At 69.3% G+C, this 14,304-nt stretch carries 17 protein-coding genes and 1 pseudogene; 11 read left to right on the top strand and 7 right to left on the bottom strand.

The features are described from left to right. Position 1: 1 nt before the first annotated feature. Positions 2–397, top strand: a complete 396-nt coding sequence (locus ABD808_RS30100; RefSeq protein WP_344903763.1) for a RidA family protein — start codon at positions 2–4, stop codon at positions 395–397. Then, positions 397–882, top strand: coding sequence for a DUF488 domain-containing protein (locus ABD808_RS30095; RefSeq protein ID WP_344903760.1), 486 nt, complete (start codon positions 397–399; stop codon positions 880–882). Before ABD808_RS30100 ends, ABD808_RS30095 begins: the two co-directional genes overlap by 1 nt. Here the strand turns inward: ABD808_RS30095 and ABD808_RS30090 are convergent. After that, positions 870–1,121 (bottom strand): hypothetical protein, encoded by a 252-nt coding sequence (locus tag ABD808_RS30090; protein WP_344903757.1) that lies wholly within the window; start codon positions 1,119–1,121, stop codon positions 870–872. The genes ABD808_RS30095 and ABD808_RS30090 overlap by 13 nt on opposite strands. A gap of 831 nt (positions 1,122–1,952) precedes the next feature. Between ABD808_RS30090 and ABD808_RS30085 the strand changes: the two genes are divergently transcribed. Beyond that, the gene (locus ABD808_RS30085; RefSeq protein ID WP_344903754.1) at positions 1,953–2,588 is read left to right on the top strand and encodes an ATP-binding protein; all 636 of its coding nucleotides are present in this window, start codon (positions 1,953–1,955) and stop codon (positions 2,586–2,588) included. A 38-nt stretch (positions 2,589–2,626) separates the two neighbouring features. Continuing rightward, positions 2,627–3,295 (top strand): pentapeptide repeat-containing protein, encoded by a 669-nt coding sequence (locus ABD808_RS30080; RefSeq protein ID WP_344903751.1) that lies wholly within the window; start codon positions 2,627–2,629, stop codon positions 3,293–3,295. On the opposite strand, the gene ABD808_RS30075 is transcribed toward ABD808_RS30080, so the two are convergent. Continuing rightward, the gene (locus tag ABD808_RS30075) at positions 3,279–4,745 is read right to left on the bottom strand and encodes an MDR family MFS transporter (RefSeq protein ID WP_344903748.1); all 1,467 of its coding nucleotides are present in this window, start codon (positions 4,743–4,745) and stop codon (positions 3,279–3,281) included. The two genes, ABD808_RS30080 and ABD808_RS30075, sit on opposite strands and share 17 nt — an antisense overlap. Before the next feature lie 86 nt (positions 4,746–4,831). Between ABD808_RS30075 and ABD808_RS30070 the strand changes: the two genes are divergently transcribed. Then, positions 4,832–5,422 carry a TetR/AcrR family transcriptional regulator gene (locus ABD808_RS30070; RefSeq protein ID WP_344903745.1) on the top strand — a complete coding sequence of 197 codons (591 nt, stop codon included), beginning with the start codon at positions 4,832–4,834 and terminating at the stop codon, positions 5,420–5,422. Here ABD808_RS30070 and ABD808_RS30065 read toward each other — a convergent pair. Both ABD808_RS30065 and ABD808_RS30060 read right to left on the bottom strand, forming a co-directional pair. Then, positions 5,396–6,025, bottom strand: coding sequence for a TetR/AcrR family transcriptional regulator (locus tag ABD808_RS30065; RefSeq protein ID WP_344903742.1), 630 nt, complete (start codon positions 6,023–6,025; stop codon positions 5,396–5,398). The two genes, ABD808_RS30070 and ABD808_RS30065, sit on opposite strands and share 27 nt — an antisense overlap. Positions 6,026–6,042: 17 nt before the next feature. Further along, positions 6,043–6,777, bottom strand: coding sequence for an SDR family oxidoreductase (locus tag ABD808_RS30060; protein ID WP_344903739.1), 735 nt, complete (start codon positions 6,775–6,777; stop codon positions 6,043–6,045). Positions 6,778–6,911: 134 nt separating this feature from the next. On the opposite strand from ABD808_RS30060, the gene ABD808_RS30055 reads away from it, so the two are divergent. From ABD808_RS30055 to larC, 6 genes and pseudogenes are all read left to right on the top strand, one after another. Next, positions 6,912–7,178, top strand: a complete 267-nt coding sequence (locus ABD808_RS30055; protein WP_344903736.1) for a hypothetical protein — start codon at positions 6,912–6,914, stop codon at positions 7,176–7,178. Beyond that, positions 7,136–7,375, top strand: a pseudogene (locus ABD808_RS30050) (Fe-Mn family superoxide dismutase); the annotation flags it as partial. The gene ABD808_RS30055 and the pseudogene ABD808_RS30050, both read left to right, overlap by 43 nt. A 117-nt stretch (positions 7,376–7,492) precedes the next feature. Next, a complete protein-coding gene (larE, locus tag ABD808_RS30045; RefSeq protein ID WP_344903733.1) occupies positions 7,493–8,353 on the top strand; it encodes an ATP-dependent sacrificial sulfur transferase LarE in 861 nt (286 codons plus the stop codon). Next, the gene (locus tag ABD808_RS30040; RefSeq protein ID WP_344903730.1) at positions 8,350–9,015 is read left to right on the top strand and encodes an AIR carboxylase family protein; all 666 of its coding nucleotides are present in this window, start codon (positions 8,350–8,352) and stop codon (positions 9,013–9,015) included. Before larE ends, ABD808_RS30040 begins: the two co-directional genes overlap by 4 nt. Then, positions 9,012–9,620 (top strand): nickel pincer cofactor biosynthesis protein LarB, encoded by a 609-nt coding sequence (gene larB, locus ABD808_RS30035; RefSeq protein ID WP_344903727.1) that lies wholly within the window; start codon positions 9,012–9,014, stop codon positions 9,618–9,620. The genes ABD808_RS30040 and larB overlap by 4 nt, the downstream gene beginning before the upstream one ends. Next, the gene (larC, locus tag ABD808_RS30030) at positions 9,617–10,345 is read left to right on the top strand and encodes a nickel pincer cofactor biosynthesis protein LarC (RefSeq protein ID WP_344903724.1); all 729 of its coding nucleotides are present in this window, start codon (positions 9,617–9,619) and stop codon (positions 10,343–10,345) included. The genes larB and larC overlap by 4 nt, the downstream gene beginning before the upstream one ends. Positions 10,346–10,594: 249 nt before the next feature. Here the strand turns inward: larC and ABD808_RS30025 are convergent, their stop codons facing one another. The 3 genes from ABD808_RS30025 to ABD808_RS30015 are packed head-to-tail and all read right to left on the bottom strand — an operon-like array spanning position 10,595 to position 14,270. Then, positions 10,595–11,527, bottom strand: coding sequence for a lysophospholipid acyltransferase family protein (locus ABD808_RS30025; protein ID WP_344903721.1), 933 nt, complete (start codon positions 11,525–11,527; stop codon positions 10,595–10,597). Beyond that, on the bottom strand, positions 11,524–13,101 hold the full coding sequence (gene larAH / locus ABD808_RS30020; RefSeq protein WP_344903718.1) for an NPN-dependent hydroxyacid isomerase, LarAH14/15/16 family: 1,578 nt from the start codon (positions 13,099–13,101) through the stop codon (positions 11,524–11,526). The genes ABD808_RS30025 and larAH overlap by 4 nt, the downstream gene beginning before the upstream one ends. Continuing rightward, positions 13,098–14,270 carry a zinc-dependent alcohol dehydrogenase gene (locus ABD808_RS30015; RefSeq protein WP_344903715.1) on the bottom strand — a complete coding sequence of 391 codons (1,173 nt, stop codon included), beginning with the start codon at positions 14,268–14,270 and terminating at the stop codon, positions 13,098–13,100. The genes larAH and ABD808_RS30015 overlap by 4 nt, the downstream gene beginning before the upstream one ends. Between the last annotated feature and the right edge of the window lie 34 nt (positions 14,271–14,304).

The raw sequence follows: 14,304 nt of genomic DNA, 5'->3' as shown, positions 1-14,304 counted from the left end.
CATGGAACGAACGACTGTGAACCCGTGGGCGTGGTCGGCGCAGTTGGGATTCAACCAGGGTGAGGTCGTCTCCGGGCAGACCCGGACCCTGTACTGCGCCGGGCAGACCTCGACGGACGGCGACGGCCAGGCCCAGCATGCCGGGAACATGGCGGCGCAGTTGGCGCTGAGCCTGGACAACCTGGAGGCCGTGCTGGCTGAGGGCGGCATGTCCCTCGCGAACCTCGTCCGGCTCAACGTCTACACCACCGACGTCGATCAGCTTTTCGCGCACCACGGAGTGCTGACGTCGCGGCTGGGCGACGCCGGTGTGGCGCCGCCCAGCACGCTGCTCGGGGTCGCGCGGCTGGCGATGCCCGAGCTGATGGTCGAAATTGAGGGGACGGCCGTCGCCTGATGCGACAGATGGTGACGATCGGCGTCTACGGCTTCGACGGCGAGTCTTTTCTGCGACGACTGCGGGATGCGGACGTCCGCCTGCTACTGGACGTCCGCCAGCGACGTGGTGTCCGTGGACCCGAGTACGCCTGGGCGAACTCGCTCCGGCTACAGGCGGCCCTCGCCCAGGCCGGGATCGCCTACGAACACCATCCAGAACTCGCCCCGACCACCGAGCTACGCCAACTCCAATACGCGGAGGATGACAACCAAGGAGTCGGCAAACGCTCGCGCCGCGAACTCGCGGCCGAGTACACCCGCCGCTACACGACGGAAATCCTCGACCAGGCCGACCTCACGCCAATCGTGTCGGCGCTGGAGAGCGGCGGGACGGCGGCATTGCTGTGCGTCGAGGCCGCCCCAGAGGCATGCCACCGCTCATTGGTCGCCGACCGCCTGACCAAGCAGAAAGGAGTCACGATCGAACACCTCTACCCCTCATGACTCGGGTTGGTGGCGTGTCCTGCGCGGTCCAGCAGGTCATGCATGACGTCCAAGGGAAGCGCAGGATTCTTTGCGGCCGCGGCCGCCAGTCGCGTCTCCTCCAACGCCTCCAGCAGAAGCGGTAGCGGCAGCCGCGGGTCGGCTGCCGCACCTCGGTGCAGGTTCGGGTTGTCGTCTTCCAGCAACTCGACGACCGGTTGGGACGAGAGCCGGGGATCACGCAGGGCACACCACCGCACCCACGAATCCTCGTCACGGCTCAGCCTTTCGACGAGTTCCGGCGGCGTTTGCGGTCGTCCAAGGCCAGCGCCCGCATCCGGCGTGCCGCGCGTTCGATCCCTGGCGTTGCTACGCGTCGCCGGGGTCACGCAGGGAAAGCGCCTCGGCCTCACTCAGCCCAGCTCGGGCCCCGGCACGACGGCGAACTCGGACTTGCGCACTGGTCTGTGGCCGGTACGTGGGGTTCCGCCCGCAGCCGCAGGTCTCGAACCCTTCGTAGCGAAGACCCGCCCGCAGAACTGCGGCAACCGCGGCCCACCGACGATCATCGTTCTTACGCGGCGCCGCGAAGTCATGACCCGCGAAGACCATCGGCGCCAAACAGCGAGTGCACAGATGCTCGGCGCCGTCCCAGAGGAACTTCCGACTCTGGCGGCACGGGACACACACGTAATGAACCTTGTAGATGGTCTCCGCGTACCTGCACACAAACCCCAGGCTATCCGCAGACCGAGCCGACCGCGATCTAGTAACAACCCGTCCACGGGCATGAAAGCCGTGGCCCTGAAGAGCAGAGGGCCGCAGCACTGCTCTGCGGACCGAGTCACGATCGAACACCTCAAACCGTCGTGACACGGGCGGAATGAGCGTCCAGCGGCAGGACAGAGCAGCTGCGTTCAGAGGTCGTACGCGCCGCGCTTGATCTCCGACACCATGGCTGCCCACACGGGGAGGTGGAACCGATGGCATGCCAGGGGGTTCAGCGGCTGACGCCCAGTGGGGCTTGTGCGTGGCGGTTGCCGTGGGGAGAACGGGCGCCTGCGGCGGCTCGGCGGTTGCTTCAGGAGACGATGCTCGACCTTGGGGTGGGACGGGACGTCATCGAGGACGGGAAGCTCGCCGCTTCCGAGGTCGTCACCAACGCGCTTCGGCATGCCGCGTCCGGCGGCCGTCTCGCGCCGGAACTGTGGGTCTGGGCGCGGACCGTTCCGGCGCCTCAGCTCGTCGTGTCCGTCTTCGACTGTGCGCGTGAGGTGTTGCCTCGGGCGTCGGGTGCGGGGGTGTTGGACGAGCACGGCAAAGGCCTTGAGCTGGTCGGAGAGTTCACAGCCGAGTGGGGCTGTGCTCTTACACGGTCACGGGTCGCCGATCCCGTTGTCGTGGGCAAGGCGGTGTGGTTCGCGCTGCCGCTTCGGTGTGGTTGGCCGGGGCCGACGCCTGACGTCCACCCTGGGGCGGCCGCGCAGTGCCTGCTGCACTGCGTTACGCGGAGGGGCTTTCCCGGGTTGCGGACCGTCGACGGGAACGGGGTGTCCGTGCTGGTGTTGCCCGGGCTCAACGTGTGGGTGCATCCGCAGCACTTCTGTTGGACGGGTGGGCCGGGACGCTATCTTCAGCGTCCGCTCGTCGACCTTCAGGAGACCGCCGAGCACATCGTCCGGTGGCTGGGCGCCATCCGCGTCCCGGCTCCCGTCCGGACCCTTTGAAGGCCGTCCGGGCAGGGTGTGGCTTGTAGGGTCTGGGCATGTCCAATGGCATCGTGTCGATTCGGGAGCCGAAGGCTCCCAAGATTCCCCAGCAGCTTTCACCGGCGACGGATGCCGAACATGACCTCGTCCACGACGGCGTGTACATGTCGTTGACTTATGGGGCTGGGACGATCACGGGGTCCGGGGCAGAGGGCGTTGAGTTCGAGCGGTGCCGGTTCGACCGCACCGGGTTCGCCGCCGTCACGCTGCATCGAGCGAGTCTGACCGATGTGCACTTCCAGGGGTGCGACCTTGCGAATCTTCGGCTTTTCAGTTCGCGTCTCTTCAACGCTGCCGTGGCCAACTGTCGGATGACCGGGTTCCAGGCTCCGGAAGGTGGGTTGCGGGACGTGGTCGTTGATGGGTGCCGTGCTGATATGGCGAATTTTCGGTTCAGCCAGATGCGGGACGTGGTCTTTCGTGATTGCAATCTCTCTGAGGCCAGCTTCCAGGAGGCCGAGTTGCGCGACGTTCGGTTTGAGCGGTGCAAGCTCGTCGCGACGCAGTTCAGCAAGGTCTCGATGAAGAATGTTCGGTTCAGCGGCTGTGATCTTCAGGGCGTCCGGGGCATTACGAGTTTTGACGGTGCCATCGTGGCCAGTGGCGATGCCATGAGTCTTCTTGGCGCCCTGACGTCGGCTCTGGGGATCAGGATCGAGGATTAGCTGGACGACGTTCGCTGTGATTGCGAGGGCGATCCGGGTGGGTTTGTGGCGCGGTGGTGGCTTGTCTGCTGTGTGGGAGGGCTAGGGCGGGGATGATTGCGGCGGTGGTGATGCCCGTCGCCCACCAGAAGGCGCCTTGGAATGCGTTGGTCGTGCCGTGGTCCAGGAGGGTTTGGAGGGCTACGGCGACTATCGCGGTGCCGAATGAGGCTCCTACCTGTTGGGCTATTCGGGTGTTCATGGTGGCGTGCGGGATGTCCGCCGGGCGGGTGTCCTGGTAGGCGACGGACATTGGTGGGATGAGTACCGTCCCGACTCCCAGGCCACGGATCAGGAGGACGGTTCCCAGCCACCAGACGTTTGTGGTCGGTCCGGCCAGGGCGAAGGGGACGGTGGCGGCGGCGGTGAGGAGGAAACCGGCGATCGTGACCAGAGGGACTCCGAAGCGGTCGACCAATTTGCCCACCATGAATCGGGATGCGAGCGCTCCTATCCCTTGCGGGATCATCAGGAGTCCGGCGTCCAGCACGCTGTCGCCTCGGAGTTGCTGGTAGTAGAGCGGTAGCAGGAACATTCCCGCGTACATCGCCGCGCCTGCGGTGAACAGGACGGCTGAGGCGCTGCCGAGTGATCGCCGGTGCAGGAGTCGGATGTCGACGATCGGGCGGCGCTCGCCGGGGTGGGTGGCTCCGGCGATGAACGCGATCAGGAGTGCCAGCCCGGCCAGCAGTGGTGCCAGTACTCCGGTGTGGACGAGTCCGCCGTCCTTGGACAGTTGCGAGAGGCCCAGGAGAATTCCCGCCAGGGCCGGTGCGAGCAGTGCCAGGCCCGTCCAGTCGAGTCGGGTTCGTTCGGTTGCGGGGGCGGGACGGTCGGCGGGCAGGAAACGCCATGCCATCAGGAGCCCGGCGGCGATCAGCGGGACGTTGATGAGGAACAGCCACCGCCAGCTCAGCCAGTTGAGGATGACCCCGCCGATCACCGGGCCGAGGATGGGGCCGAGCGCGATCGGCAGGCTGACGGCCGCCATCAGTCGGCTGCTGACCTTTCCGCCCGCGGCTCGCACCGCGAGTGTCTGCATCAGGGGGAAGATCAGGCCCGCGCCGAAGCCTTGGAGCGCTCGGAAGGCGATCAGGCTGGTGTCGTTCCAGGATGCCGCGCAGAGCACCGAGGCAAGGACGAACAGCGTCAGCGCGGCCGTCCAGGTTCGTTTGCCGCCCCAGCGGTGTTCCGCCCAGCCGGTGACCGGGATCGCGACGGCCATCGCCAGCAGGAAGCCCGTGGTGACCCACTGGATCGTGTCGGTCGTCGAGTGCAGCTTCACCACCAGCGTGTGGATCGCCAGCGTCACCATCGTCGAGTCGAGGATCGCGGCGATCCCGCCGATGACCAGCGCCAACAGCGCCTTCTTCACCTGCGGCGACAGCGTCGCCTCTGAGGTCTCTGTCATCGTCTCGTCCAAATAAGAGTGGGATCCATCTCTTAGAGAGTATGCACGGGTCGCTAAGGAATGCAAACCTTCCTTATACTGAAGGCATGACCACGCGCTCCCGCCGTCGCGGTCCCGAGCTCGAGGGCGCGTTGCTGGACGCGGCCTGGGACGAGCTGATCGAGGTCGGCTTCACGAAGCTGACCATGGAGTCCGTCGCCGCGCGTGCCGGTACGGGCATTGCCGTGCTGTACCGCCGCTGGGCCAACAAGGACGAACTCGTGCTCGCGGCGCTCGAGCACTACCGGAACAGCCATCCGGTGGACATCCCTGATACGGGCACGCTGCGCGGCGACCTTCTGGCCGCGTTGACCGGGATGGGTGAAGCGCGCGCCGCCTTCTTCGCCGTGACCGCAGCTGCGGCCTTTTCCGGGCTACTGGCCAACAGCGGGCTCACTCCGGCCGAGGCTCGTGACCGGATTCTGGGCGACCAACCGGTCTCGCGTGCTCGCATCATGTATCAGCGCGCCCACGATCGCAGGGAGATCGACCTGGAGCGGGTCCCGTCCGCAGTGCTCGCGATGCCGTTCGACCTGGTGCGTCACGATCTGCTGATGGATCTCAAACCGTTGGAGCCCGCGCGGGTCCGGTCGATCGTCGACGAGCTTTTCCTACCGCTTGTCCACGGCGGACCCTGACCGGGCTATGCCGGTCAGGAGGTTGTCGACCAGGGCGACGATGAAGGCGTCGGTGACGGGTTCGTCGCGGAGGAGTAGGCGGTGGTAGATCGCGCCCCAGAGTTGGTCTACGACGACCTGTGTGTCCACGGTGGTTTCGAGTTGTCCTTGTTCCTGGGCGAGGGTTAGGCGTTCGACCGCTTGGCGTCGTCGTTCCTTGGAGTACAGCTCGCGGAGGGCGACGGACAGGTCGTTGTCGGTTTGGGCCTGGCCGATCAGTTCCGCCAGGACCTTGCCACCAGGGGTTTCGGTCATCAGGTGGACGAAGGCGCGGAGCTGGCTGAGGAGGTCCACTCGGATGTCCCCGGACTCGGGGAAGGTGAGCGTCTCCTCCACGGCATGGAAGTAGCCGTCCAGAGCCAGAGCGCCCTTGGACGGCCACCATTTGTAGAGCGTCGTCTTGCTGACGCCGGACAGTCTCGCCACCCGCTCGAAGGTCAGATCGGACATTCCTTCGGTGAGCAGCAGGTCGCCGACGGTGCGAAGGACGTCCGCTCGGACTTCGTCTGCTGGACGGCGGCCACGTCCGCGTCCGGTGGTGGTTCTTTTCGGCTCTTTCGTCACGGGTCGCTCCGGCGGCGTCAGGCCAGGCCGCCGTTGGAGTAGAGCACCTGGCCGTTGACCCAGCGGGCAGGGCCGGCGAGGAAGGAGACGGTTTCGGCGATGTCGTCGGGTTGGCCGAGGCGTTCCAGCGGGACGGCCCTGGCCAGACCGGCGATGGTTTCCTCGTCCTTACCGTCCAGAAACAGTGGTGTGGCGGTGGGGCCGGGGGCGACGGCGTTGACCGTGATGTCCTTGCCGCGCATTTCGCGGGCCAGGATCAGGGTCATGCCCTCCACTGCGGCCTTGCTCGCGACGTAGGCGCCGTACATCGGAAACTGCGTGCGCACGACGGACGTCGAGAAATTGACGATGGCCCCTCCTGCGCGCACCCTGCGGGCGGCCTGCTGGCTGACGACGAACGTGCCGCGGATGTTGGTGCGGTGCATGCGGTCGAGGTCGTCCAGGTCGAGGGTGGCTATCGGCGCGAGAATCATGATTCCGGCCGTGTTGACGACGACGTCCACACCGCCGAAAGCGGCCTCGGTGGCGTCGAACGCCGCAGCCATCTCGTTCTCGTCGGCGACGTCGCCGCCTACGGCGATGGCGGCGCCACCGGACGCCTCGATCTCGGCGACGGTCTCGTCGGCCCTGGCCTTGTTTCCCGCGTAGTGGACGGCCACGGCCAGACCGTCCTTCGCAAGCCGGACGGCCGTGGCCCTGCCGATGCCGCCCGATCCGCCGGTGACCAGCGCGACGCGACGATCTGTGCTCATGGATGTCTCCCCCGTATGAAGTAAATGAACGCCTCGTACATATAAGCATGAAATGAACAGGGCGTCCACTTGACTCCGCGCGAGACCGTCAGTCCTTCGACGTCGGCTGGCAGTTCCTCCGCCGCTATCCGCTCGTGCTCAACCCGACCCTGACCGGGATCCCGCGCCCCAAGAGCAACGACCCGCACGACGTCGTCCCGCCGCGCCTCGAACGACTCATCCGCCGAGGTCAGGACGCGGGCGACTTCGAGAGATCCCTCCCCGCCGGCTGGCTGGCCGCCGCCGTCATCGGGCTCCAGCACGCCGCCGCGGCCGAGATCGCCGACGGGCGCCTCGCCGCCCACAAGGCCGCGACGCTCTGCCTGGAGAGCACGCTCCGCCTCTGCGCCGACACCACCTGACCACGTTACGAGTTAGACGTAATTGCAAGTCATTTGCAATATTGGCCCGTTCTGGACGACTTGTCGTTGAACAGGTCTACGACCATCACGGCAACGTCGGCATGAACACCACGCCGCTACTCGTTTTCGACGCCTGGGAGCACGCTTACTACCTCAAGGACCGCGACGTGCGACCCGACTACGTGCAGAGGCTCTGGTCGCTCGTGAACAGGGCCGCACGGGTACTGAGGGTCGCTGGTCGGATGACGGATTCGGGGGGGTGGGCGGGGCGGCTAGCCTCAGCGAACGGAGGACGTACGCCGAAGGAGAACCGCATGGCCCACAGCCTCGTTTCACCGGAAGTGACGGCGCAGCCCAAGGTCACGGCGTTGCGCGAGGCGCTCGCCGCGTTGCCTGGGGCGGTCGTCGCCTACTCGGGCGGGGTGGACAGTTCGCTGCTGGCCTACCTCGCGCACCGGGAACTGGGGGAACGGGCGCTCGCGGTCACCGCCGACTCGCCGTCGCTGGCCCGGACGGAGCTGGCCGAGGCCCGCGCCCAGGCCGAGCGGCTCGGGATGCGGCACCGGGTGGTGCACACGCGGGAGCTGGACGACGAGCGGTACGCGGCCAACAGGGCCGACCGCTGCCGGTTCTGCAAGGAGGCGCTCCTGACCGTGCTGACGGCGGTGGCGGCCGAGGCGGGCGAATGGCCCGTGCTGCTGGGCGTCAACACCGATGACCTGGGCGATCACCGGCCGGGGCAGAGCGCGGCGCGCAGACTCGGGGCGAAGTTCCCGATGGTGGACGTGGGGTTGAGCAAGGCGGACGTACGGGACGCGGCCCGCGAGCTGGGTTTGCCGACGTCCGACAAACCGGCGTCGGCGTGCCTGTCGTCGCGGCTCGCCTACGGGGTGCCGGTCACGCTGGAGGCGCTGCGCCGGGTCGAGGACGCCGAGGACGCGCTGCGCGGCGCCGGGTTCGGCGGGCGGCTCCGGGTGCGCGACCAGGGCGGTGACCTGGCGCGGATCGAGGTAGAGGCGGCCGACATCGGGCGGGCCGCCACGCGGGCGGGTGAGATCGTCGCGTTGCTCAAGGGCGCCGGGTTCCGGTACGTGACCCTGGATCTTGAGCCGTACCGGCAGGGCAGTCACAACGCGGTCCTCGGCCTTCCGCGCCTGCGGGCAAGCGCCACATGACCGATGCCGTTGACGAGCTGGGGTTCGCCCGCGTCGACATCGGGCGCGGGCGGCGGCGCGGGCACCCCGAAGCCGTGTACTGCGAGGGCAAGACGGTCGCGGAGGTCGTCGCCATCGCGGAGAGCCTGATCGGGTCGGGTGCGACGAACGTGCTGGCGACGCGGGCGTCGCGGGAAACGCTCGACGCCCTGCGCGCCGCGTTTCCCGGCACGGTGGTGCATGACCGCGCCCGGTTGGCCGTGCTCGCGCCGGTCGCGGTGTCCGGTATGGGACGGGTCGACGTGATCTGCGCACGTCCCGAAGACGAACCGGCCGCCGAGGAGGCCGCGCTGGTGGCGGAGACGATGGGCAGCCGCGTCGTGCGACGGTACGACGCGCCCGTCCACAATCCCGGCGTGCTGCCCACCTGGCTCCACCAGCAACACCGGCCAGGAGTGTTCGTCGTCGCGGACGGGACGGGCGGCGCGCTGCCCACCCTCGTGTCCGGGCTGACGGATCGGATGGTCGTCGCGTTGCCGACCTCGGCGGGCGGCGAGCTGCCGGGACGGGCCGCGCTGCTGTCCGCGCTGAACTCGTGCTCGCCCGGCGTCGTCGTCGTCAACATCGACAACGGGTACGGCGCCGGATACGCCGCCCACCTGATCAACAGGGGGGCCGCGTGAGCCGTCCCATCGTCGCCGTCGCCGAGGCCGCCGGGCTCGACCCCGACCAGGTGCGCGACCGCGTCAAGGAGCTGCTCGCCCGGGACGCCGAGGTCGCGTTCCTCCGGCGGGCGTCGGCCGAACAGTTCGAGGCGGCGCGGGAGGCCGCGCCGGACGCCGTCCACCATCCGCGGTCAGGGCTCGTCGTGCTGACGCGGCCCCGCGCGCCGCTGGCGGAGCCCGTCACGGTCCTCTCGGCGGGGACGGCCGACCTGCCCGTGGCGGAAGAGGCGATGGTCGGCACGGCCGCGTTCGGCCTGGACGCGACGTTGATCGCCGACGTCGGAGTGGCGGGCCTGCACCGGCTGCTGGCGGTGCGGGAGCGGCTCGACCGGGCGCGGCTGCTCATCGTCGCGGCGGGGATGGACGGCGCGCTGCCCTCGGTCACGGCCCGGCTGACGTCCCGTCCCGTGGTGGCGGTGCCGACGAGCGTCGGCTACGGCAGCTCCAGCGGCGGGCTCGCGGCGCTGGCGGCCCTGCTGACGTCGGGGTCGCCCGGCCTGGTGGTCACCGGAATCGACGACGGCCTGGGGGCCGCGGTACTAGCGCGGAGGATGCTCGGATGAAGAAGATCGCCTATTTCAACTGTTTCGCCGGGGTCGCGGGTGACATGGCGCTCGGCTCGCTGCTCGACGCGGGCGCCGACCTCGCCGAGGTGCGCGCCATGCTGAAGGGGCTCGAAGTGCCCGGCTGGTCCCTGGACGTCGAACGGGTGTCGCGGCGCGGGCTGGCCGCCACCCGGGCGATCGTCGAGGTGAAGGACGACGCCGTCTCGCGGACGCACGCCGTCATCGAGGAACTCGTCCGGTCCGCGCCACTGCCCGGCCGCGTCCGCGACCGTGCGCTGAACGTGTTCCAGACCCTGGCGGAGGCCGAGGGCGCCGTGCACGGAATGCCGCCGAAGGACGTGCACTTCCACGAGGTCGGCGGGCACGACGCGATCGTCGACATCGTCGGAACCTGCGCCGCGCTGGAAACCCTCGGCGTGGACGAGGTGCGGGCCGCGCCGATCCCTGTCGGACGGGGCTTCATCCGCTGCCACCACGGCCTGATCCCCAACCCGGGCCCCGCGGTCGTGGAACTCCTGGCCCGCGCCCGCGCCCCAATCCAGGGCTTCGACCTCGACGCCGAAATGGCCACCCCCACGGGCACGGCACTACTCGTCACACTCTCCGCCGGATTCGGCCCGATGCCGTCAATGACCGTCACCGGCAACGGCTTCGGCGCCGGAACAAAGGTCTTCGGCAACTTCCCCAACGTGACCCAGGTAGTCCTGGGCGAGACCGCCTAACGAGCCAGCGCACGTAACAGGCCAGACCGCGTAACGAGCCAGCGCACGTGACCGGCCAGCGCGCGTAACAGGCCAGACCGCGTGACCGGCCAGACCGCGTGACCGGCCAGCGCACGTAACGGGCCAGCGCGCGTGGCGGGTGGGCGCACGTGGCGGGTGGGCGCGCGTGGCGGGTGGGCGCGCGTGGCGGGTGGGCGCCCGCAGGGCGTCGTTGGCCTGCGGGCGCCCGTGTGCAGCGGTGCCGACGCTTTAGCGGCGCCGCCAGACCTTGTGGTGTGGGGACCTCGGTGCCTCTGGGCGGGTCGACTCCCACTTGCGGCGCCACTCCGATGCCTCCGGTCCGCGTGGGGCGCGGCGACGGTCGGGGGCGTGCAGGGACGTCCACCAGTCCTCGTCGTGTTCGACCCACAGGCGGCCGAGCTCATCTTCCAGGCGGGCGTTGAACGCGCTGGTTGACTCGTCGGCGCCAGGGTCGAGTGGTTTGCCGTAGCGGACGGAGACGACGGGGCGACCCTTCTTTGGCCAGAAGCCGCCGCGTGGCATTGCCTGGTAGGTGCCGCGAAGGACCAGTGGCACGGCGGGGACGCCGTACTCGCGGCACAGGAGCGACGCGCCCATCCGGAAGCGGCGTGCCCAGCCGTCGGTGGAGCGGGTGCCCTCCGGGTAGATGAGCAGGCTCCAGCCGTCCTGGAGGAGCTCGGACGCCAGGTCGAGCGCGCCGCCCGAGCCGCGCCGCTCGATCGGGAACGCGTTGAACGTCAGCGCGGTCGCGACGGCGCGCCAGCGGGCGTCGAAGAAGTAGTCGGCGGCGGCGGCGACCGCCGTCCGGCTGCGGAGCCGGGCGGGCAGCGAACCCAGGATGATCGGCGTGTCCAGGTGGCTGGAGTGGTTCGCCACGAACACGACGGGGCCCTTGACCTCGTCCAGGATGTCGGCGCCGTGGATCTCGGGCCGGGTCTGGCTCCAGGTGAGGGTCCTGAGAACGCCGTCGAACGCGACCTTGCGGGCCGCGTTGGCGAGCGGCGTGCGCGCCCACTCGGTCTGGAACGAGCGGCTCGGCGGCGCCTCCGTCCACGGCTGCGCGGACCTCGGCGCGGGGGCGCGGCCCCGCCAGTCGCGGCCGCGGCGCAGAAGCTTGATCTCCTCGACCAGCTTCATGCGGCCGCCTTTGCCGCCGCTCATCGGACGTCCGCCAACGTCATCGGCGGCGTGTGCAGGTAGCTGAGGCTGGGGCTGCGGCCGACGGTCTCGCCCGCCATCTCCAGCGCGTCCGCGAGGGTGCTGGCGGCGCGGAACCCGAGCCGAGACGCGACCCGACGGTCGGCGCCCACGCAGATGACGTCACCCAGGTGGTTGAGGGCGTGCGCGCCCCAGTACCACATGTAGAACGGGTGCACGCCGTGGTAGGCGTACGAGTTGCGGTACAGGTGGATGTACCAGGGGTCGGTCGCGTACTGCTCCTCGAACTTCGTCTCGATGGTCGCCGGGTCGGTCGTCTGCGTCAGCACCTCCTCGTAGAAGTCGATGTAGCTCGGGTGGTGCAGCGGATGGAACTCCGACTTCATCGGGTGGTACAGGATCAGCGCGCCGCCCTCACGGACCAGCGGCTTGTTCTTGTACATGTTGAAGTAGTAGCCGAGCCCCAGGCTGTACACGAGGATCGGGTTCATCACCGAGTTGACGTTGTACGGGCACAGGTACGGCAGCCCCAGCATCAGGACGTCCGACTGCCCGTGCACCTCGGTGAGCTGCTGACGGTGCACCGCGGCGAGCGTCTTCTCGTGGACGAGGTCGGTCGCGCCCGCGTGCACGCCCGTCACGCCGTAGGGGGCGCGCATGTTCTGCCACACCCGGTGCCGCGCCGACGCCGGGGCCAGGTCGTTGCCGCGCTTGGCGGCCAGGAACTTCGCCTGGTCCTTGAGCGTCCACTCCCATTCGCGCTTGTTGAGGAACTCGAACGGCGACGGGAACTGGTCGTTGTTGAGCGTGCACTCCACGTGGAAAACGCGCACCGTCTCCGACAGGAGCTTGTGCATCCGGTCGTAGGAGTGGTGCATCGCCGAGTTCGGCGGGTCGTTGAACGACCGGGAATGCCGCAGCGTGTGCACGTTGTGGTGGTGCCGCAGGCTCTTGTACGAGGCGAGCCCGACCGCGACGGACTTGGCGCCGCCGTTCATCGCGACCAGGTTGATGTTCACGTACACGAGCAGGTCGGACTCGGCGGCCCGCTTGTTCAGCTCCACGTCCTCGCCGTGCCTGGTCTGCCCGAGCGAGACGAGGTTCTCGCGGTCCTCGGCGTCGTGGTTGCGGAGCCGGTCAGGCCAGAACGAGGTGAACACGCGCTCGCCGACGATGTGCCTGATCTCGGCGGGCGTCATCCGGCGGTGCAGCGCGTTGCCCGCGATCAGCTCGACGTCGTCGACGCCCGCCGCCGCGGCCATCTCCAGCACCTGCTCGATGACCCGGCCACGGACGTCGGGCGCCCGCATCGGCGGCAGCGGCAGCGACAGGTCGTCGAACACGATCGTCAGCCGCATGCCCGCGAACAGCAGTTCGGGAAGCGGCTCGCTGCCGAGCGGGTGCAGCAGCGCGTCCCGGATCTTGTTGTTGACGTCGCGCACGCCGGGCAGCGAGTCCGGCGGGTAGATCACCCTTGTGCCGAGGGGGAACCGTTCCAGCCGGAACCCTTCTCCTTGGTGCACCAGCAGCGGCGGCGTCCGCTCGTCCACCTCCAGCACGAGTCCCGGTCTGCTCACTTATCGGCTCCTTCGCGGTCGAGGTGGTCTGTGCCGTCAGCGGCCGAGGCGATCTCGCCGTGGGCGGGTCGGTCGCCGTTCTGCGGATCGAAGGCGATCTTGACGCTGCCGGAGCGTCCGGCGTTCAGCGCGTGCGACAGGGCGTCCCGCCAACGGGAGAGGGGGTAGACGCTGTCGACGAAGCCCGCGAGGGCGTCGTGCGAGGCGAGGTCGATCGCGGAGCCGAAGTCGTCGGCGCCGCGGCTGGCGTAGGAGCCGACGATGTTCAGCTCCCGGTACCAGGCGGGCGTGAGGTCGACCGCTTTGCCCGGCATGCCCGACAGCAGCACCGTCCCGCCCGCGCGGACGAGACGCAGCGCGGTGTCGAGCCCCTCGCCGCCCGTGCACTCGACGACGATGTCGGCGCCGCCGAGCAGGTACCCGGGCCCGAGTTCCGGACGGACGAGCGAACCGCCGGTGATGCGCCGCAACCCGCGCAGCGCCGCCGACGGGTCGATGGTCTCGGTGGCGCCGAGCGCGCGCGCCCGCCGCCGTTGCCCCGCGTGCCGGGCGATGACCGTGATCGGCCCGGCGGGGGTCAGTTCGCGCAGCGCGAGGGTGGTCAGCAGCCCGACCGTCCCGGCTCCGACCACGACGATGGACGTGCCGCGCGGCACGTCGATGCGACGGACGGACCGCACCGCGCACGCCAGCGGCTCGGCCAGCACGGCCCGCTCGGACGACAGCGACTCCGGCACCCGGTGCAACTGCGTCCGGTGCGCGACGAGGCGCTCCGACCAGCCGCCGCCCGTGTCGGCGCAGAACCCCGTCTGCAACCCGGACGAGATCCGCCCGGCGTTGACGTGGTCGCACCGGTTCTCGTTGCCTTCCGCGCACGGACCGCACGGGCCCGTGCCGCGCGCCCGGCACGGCAGCACCGGGTCCATGACGACCCGCGTCCCGACGGGCATGCCGTCGCCCGCGTCGTCGATCAGCTCCGCGACCACCTCATGGCCCGGCACGAACGGCATCGACACCAGCGGCGACAGGTAGGGCGACACCTTCCCGGCGGCCATCGCCAGGTCGGACCCGCAGATCCCCGACAACACGGGCCGCAGCCGCACCCAGCCAGGCCCCGGCTTGCCCGGCGCCTCCCTGGTCGTCAACCGCAGCGGCGCCAACGACGGCACCGCCGCCGACCGAATCCTCCCCGGCAACCGCGAC

Source organism: Actinomadura meridiana, assembly GCF_039537545.1.
GTDB lineage: Bacteria > Actinomycetota > Actinomycetes > Streptosporangiales > Streptosporangiaceae > Spirillospora > Spirillospora meridiana.
This window is presented reverse-complemented; position numbering and strand designations above follow the sequence as displayed.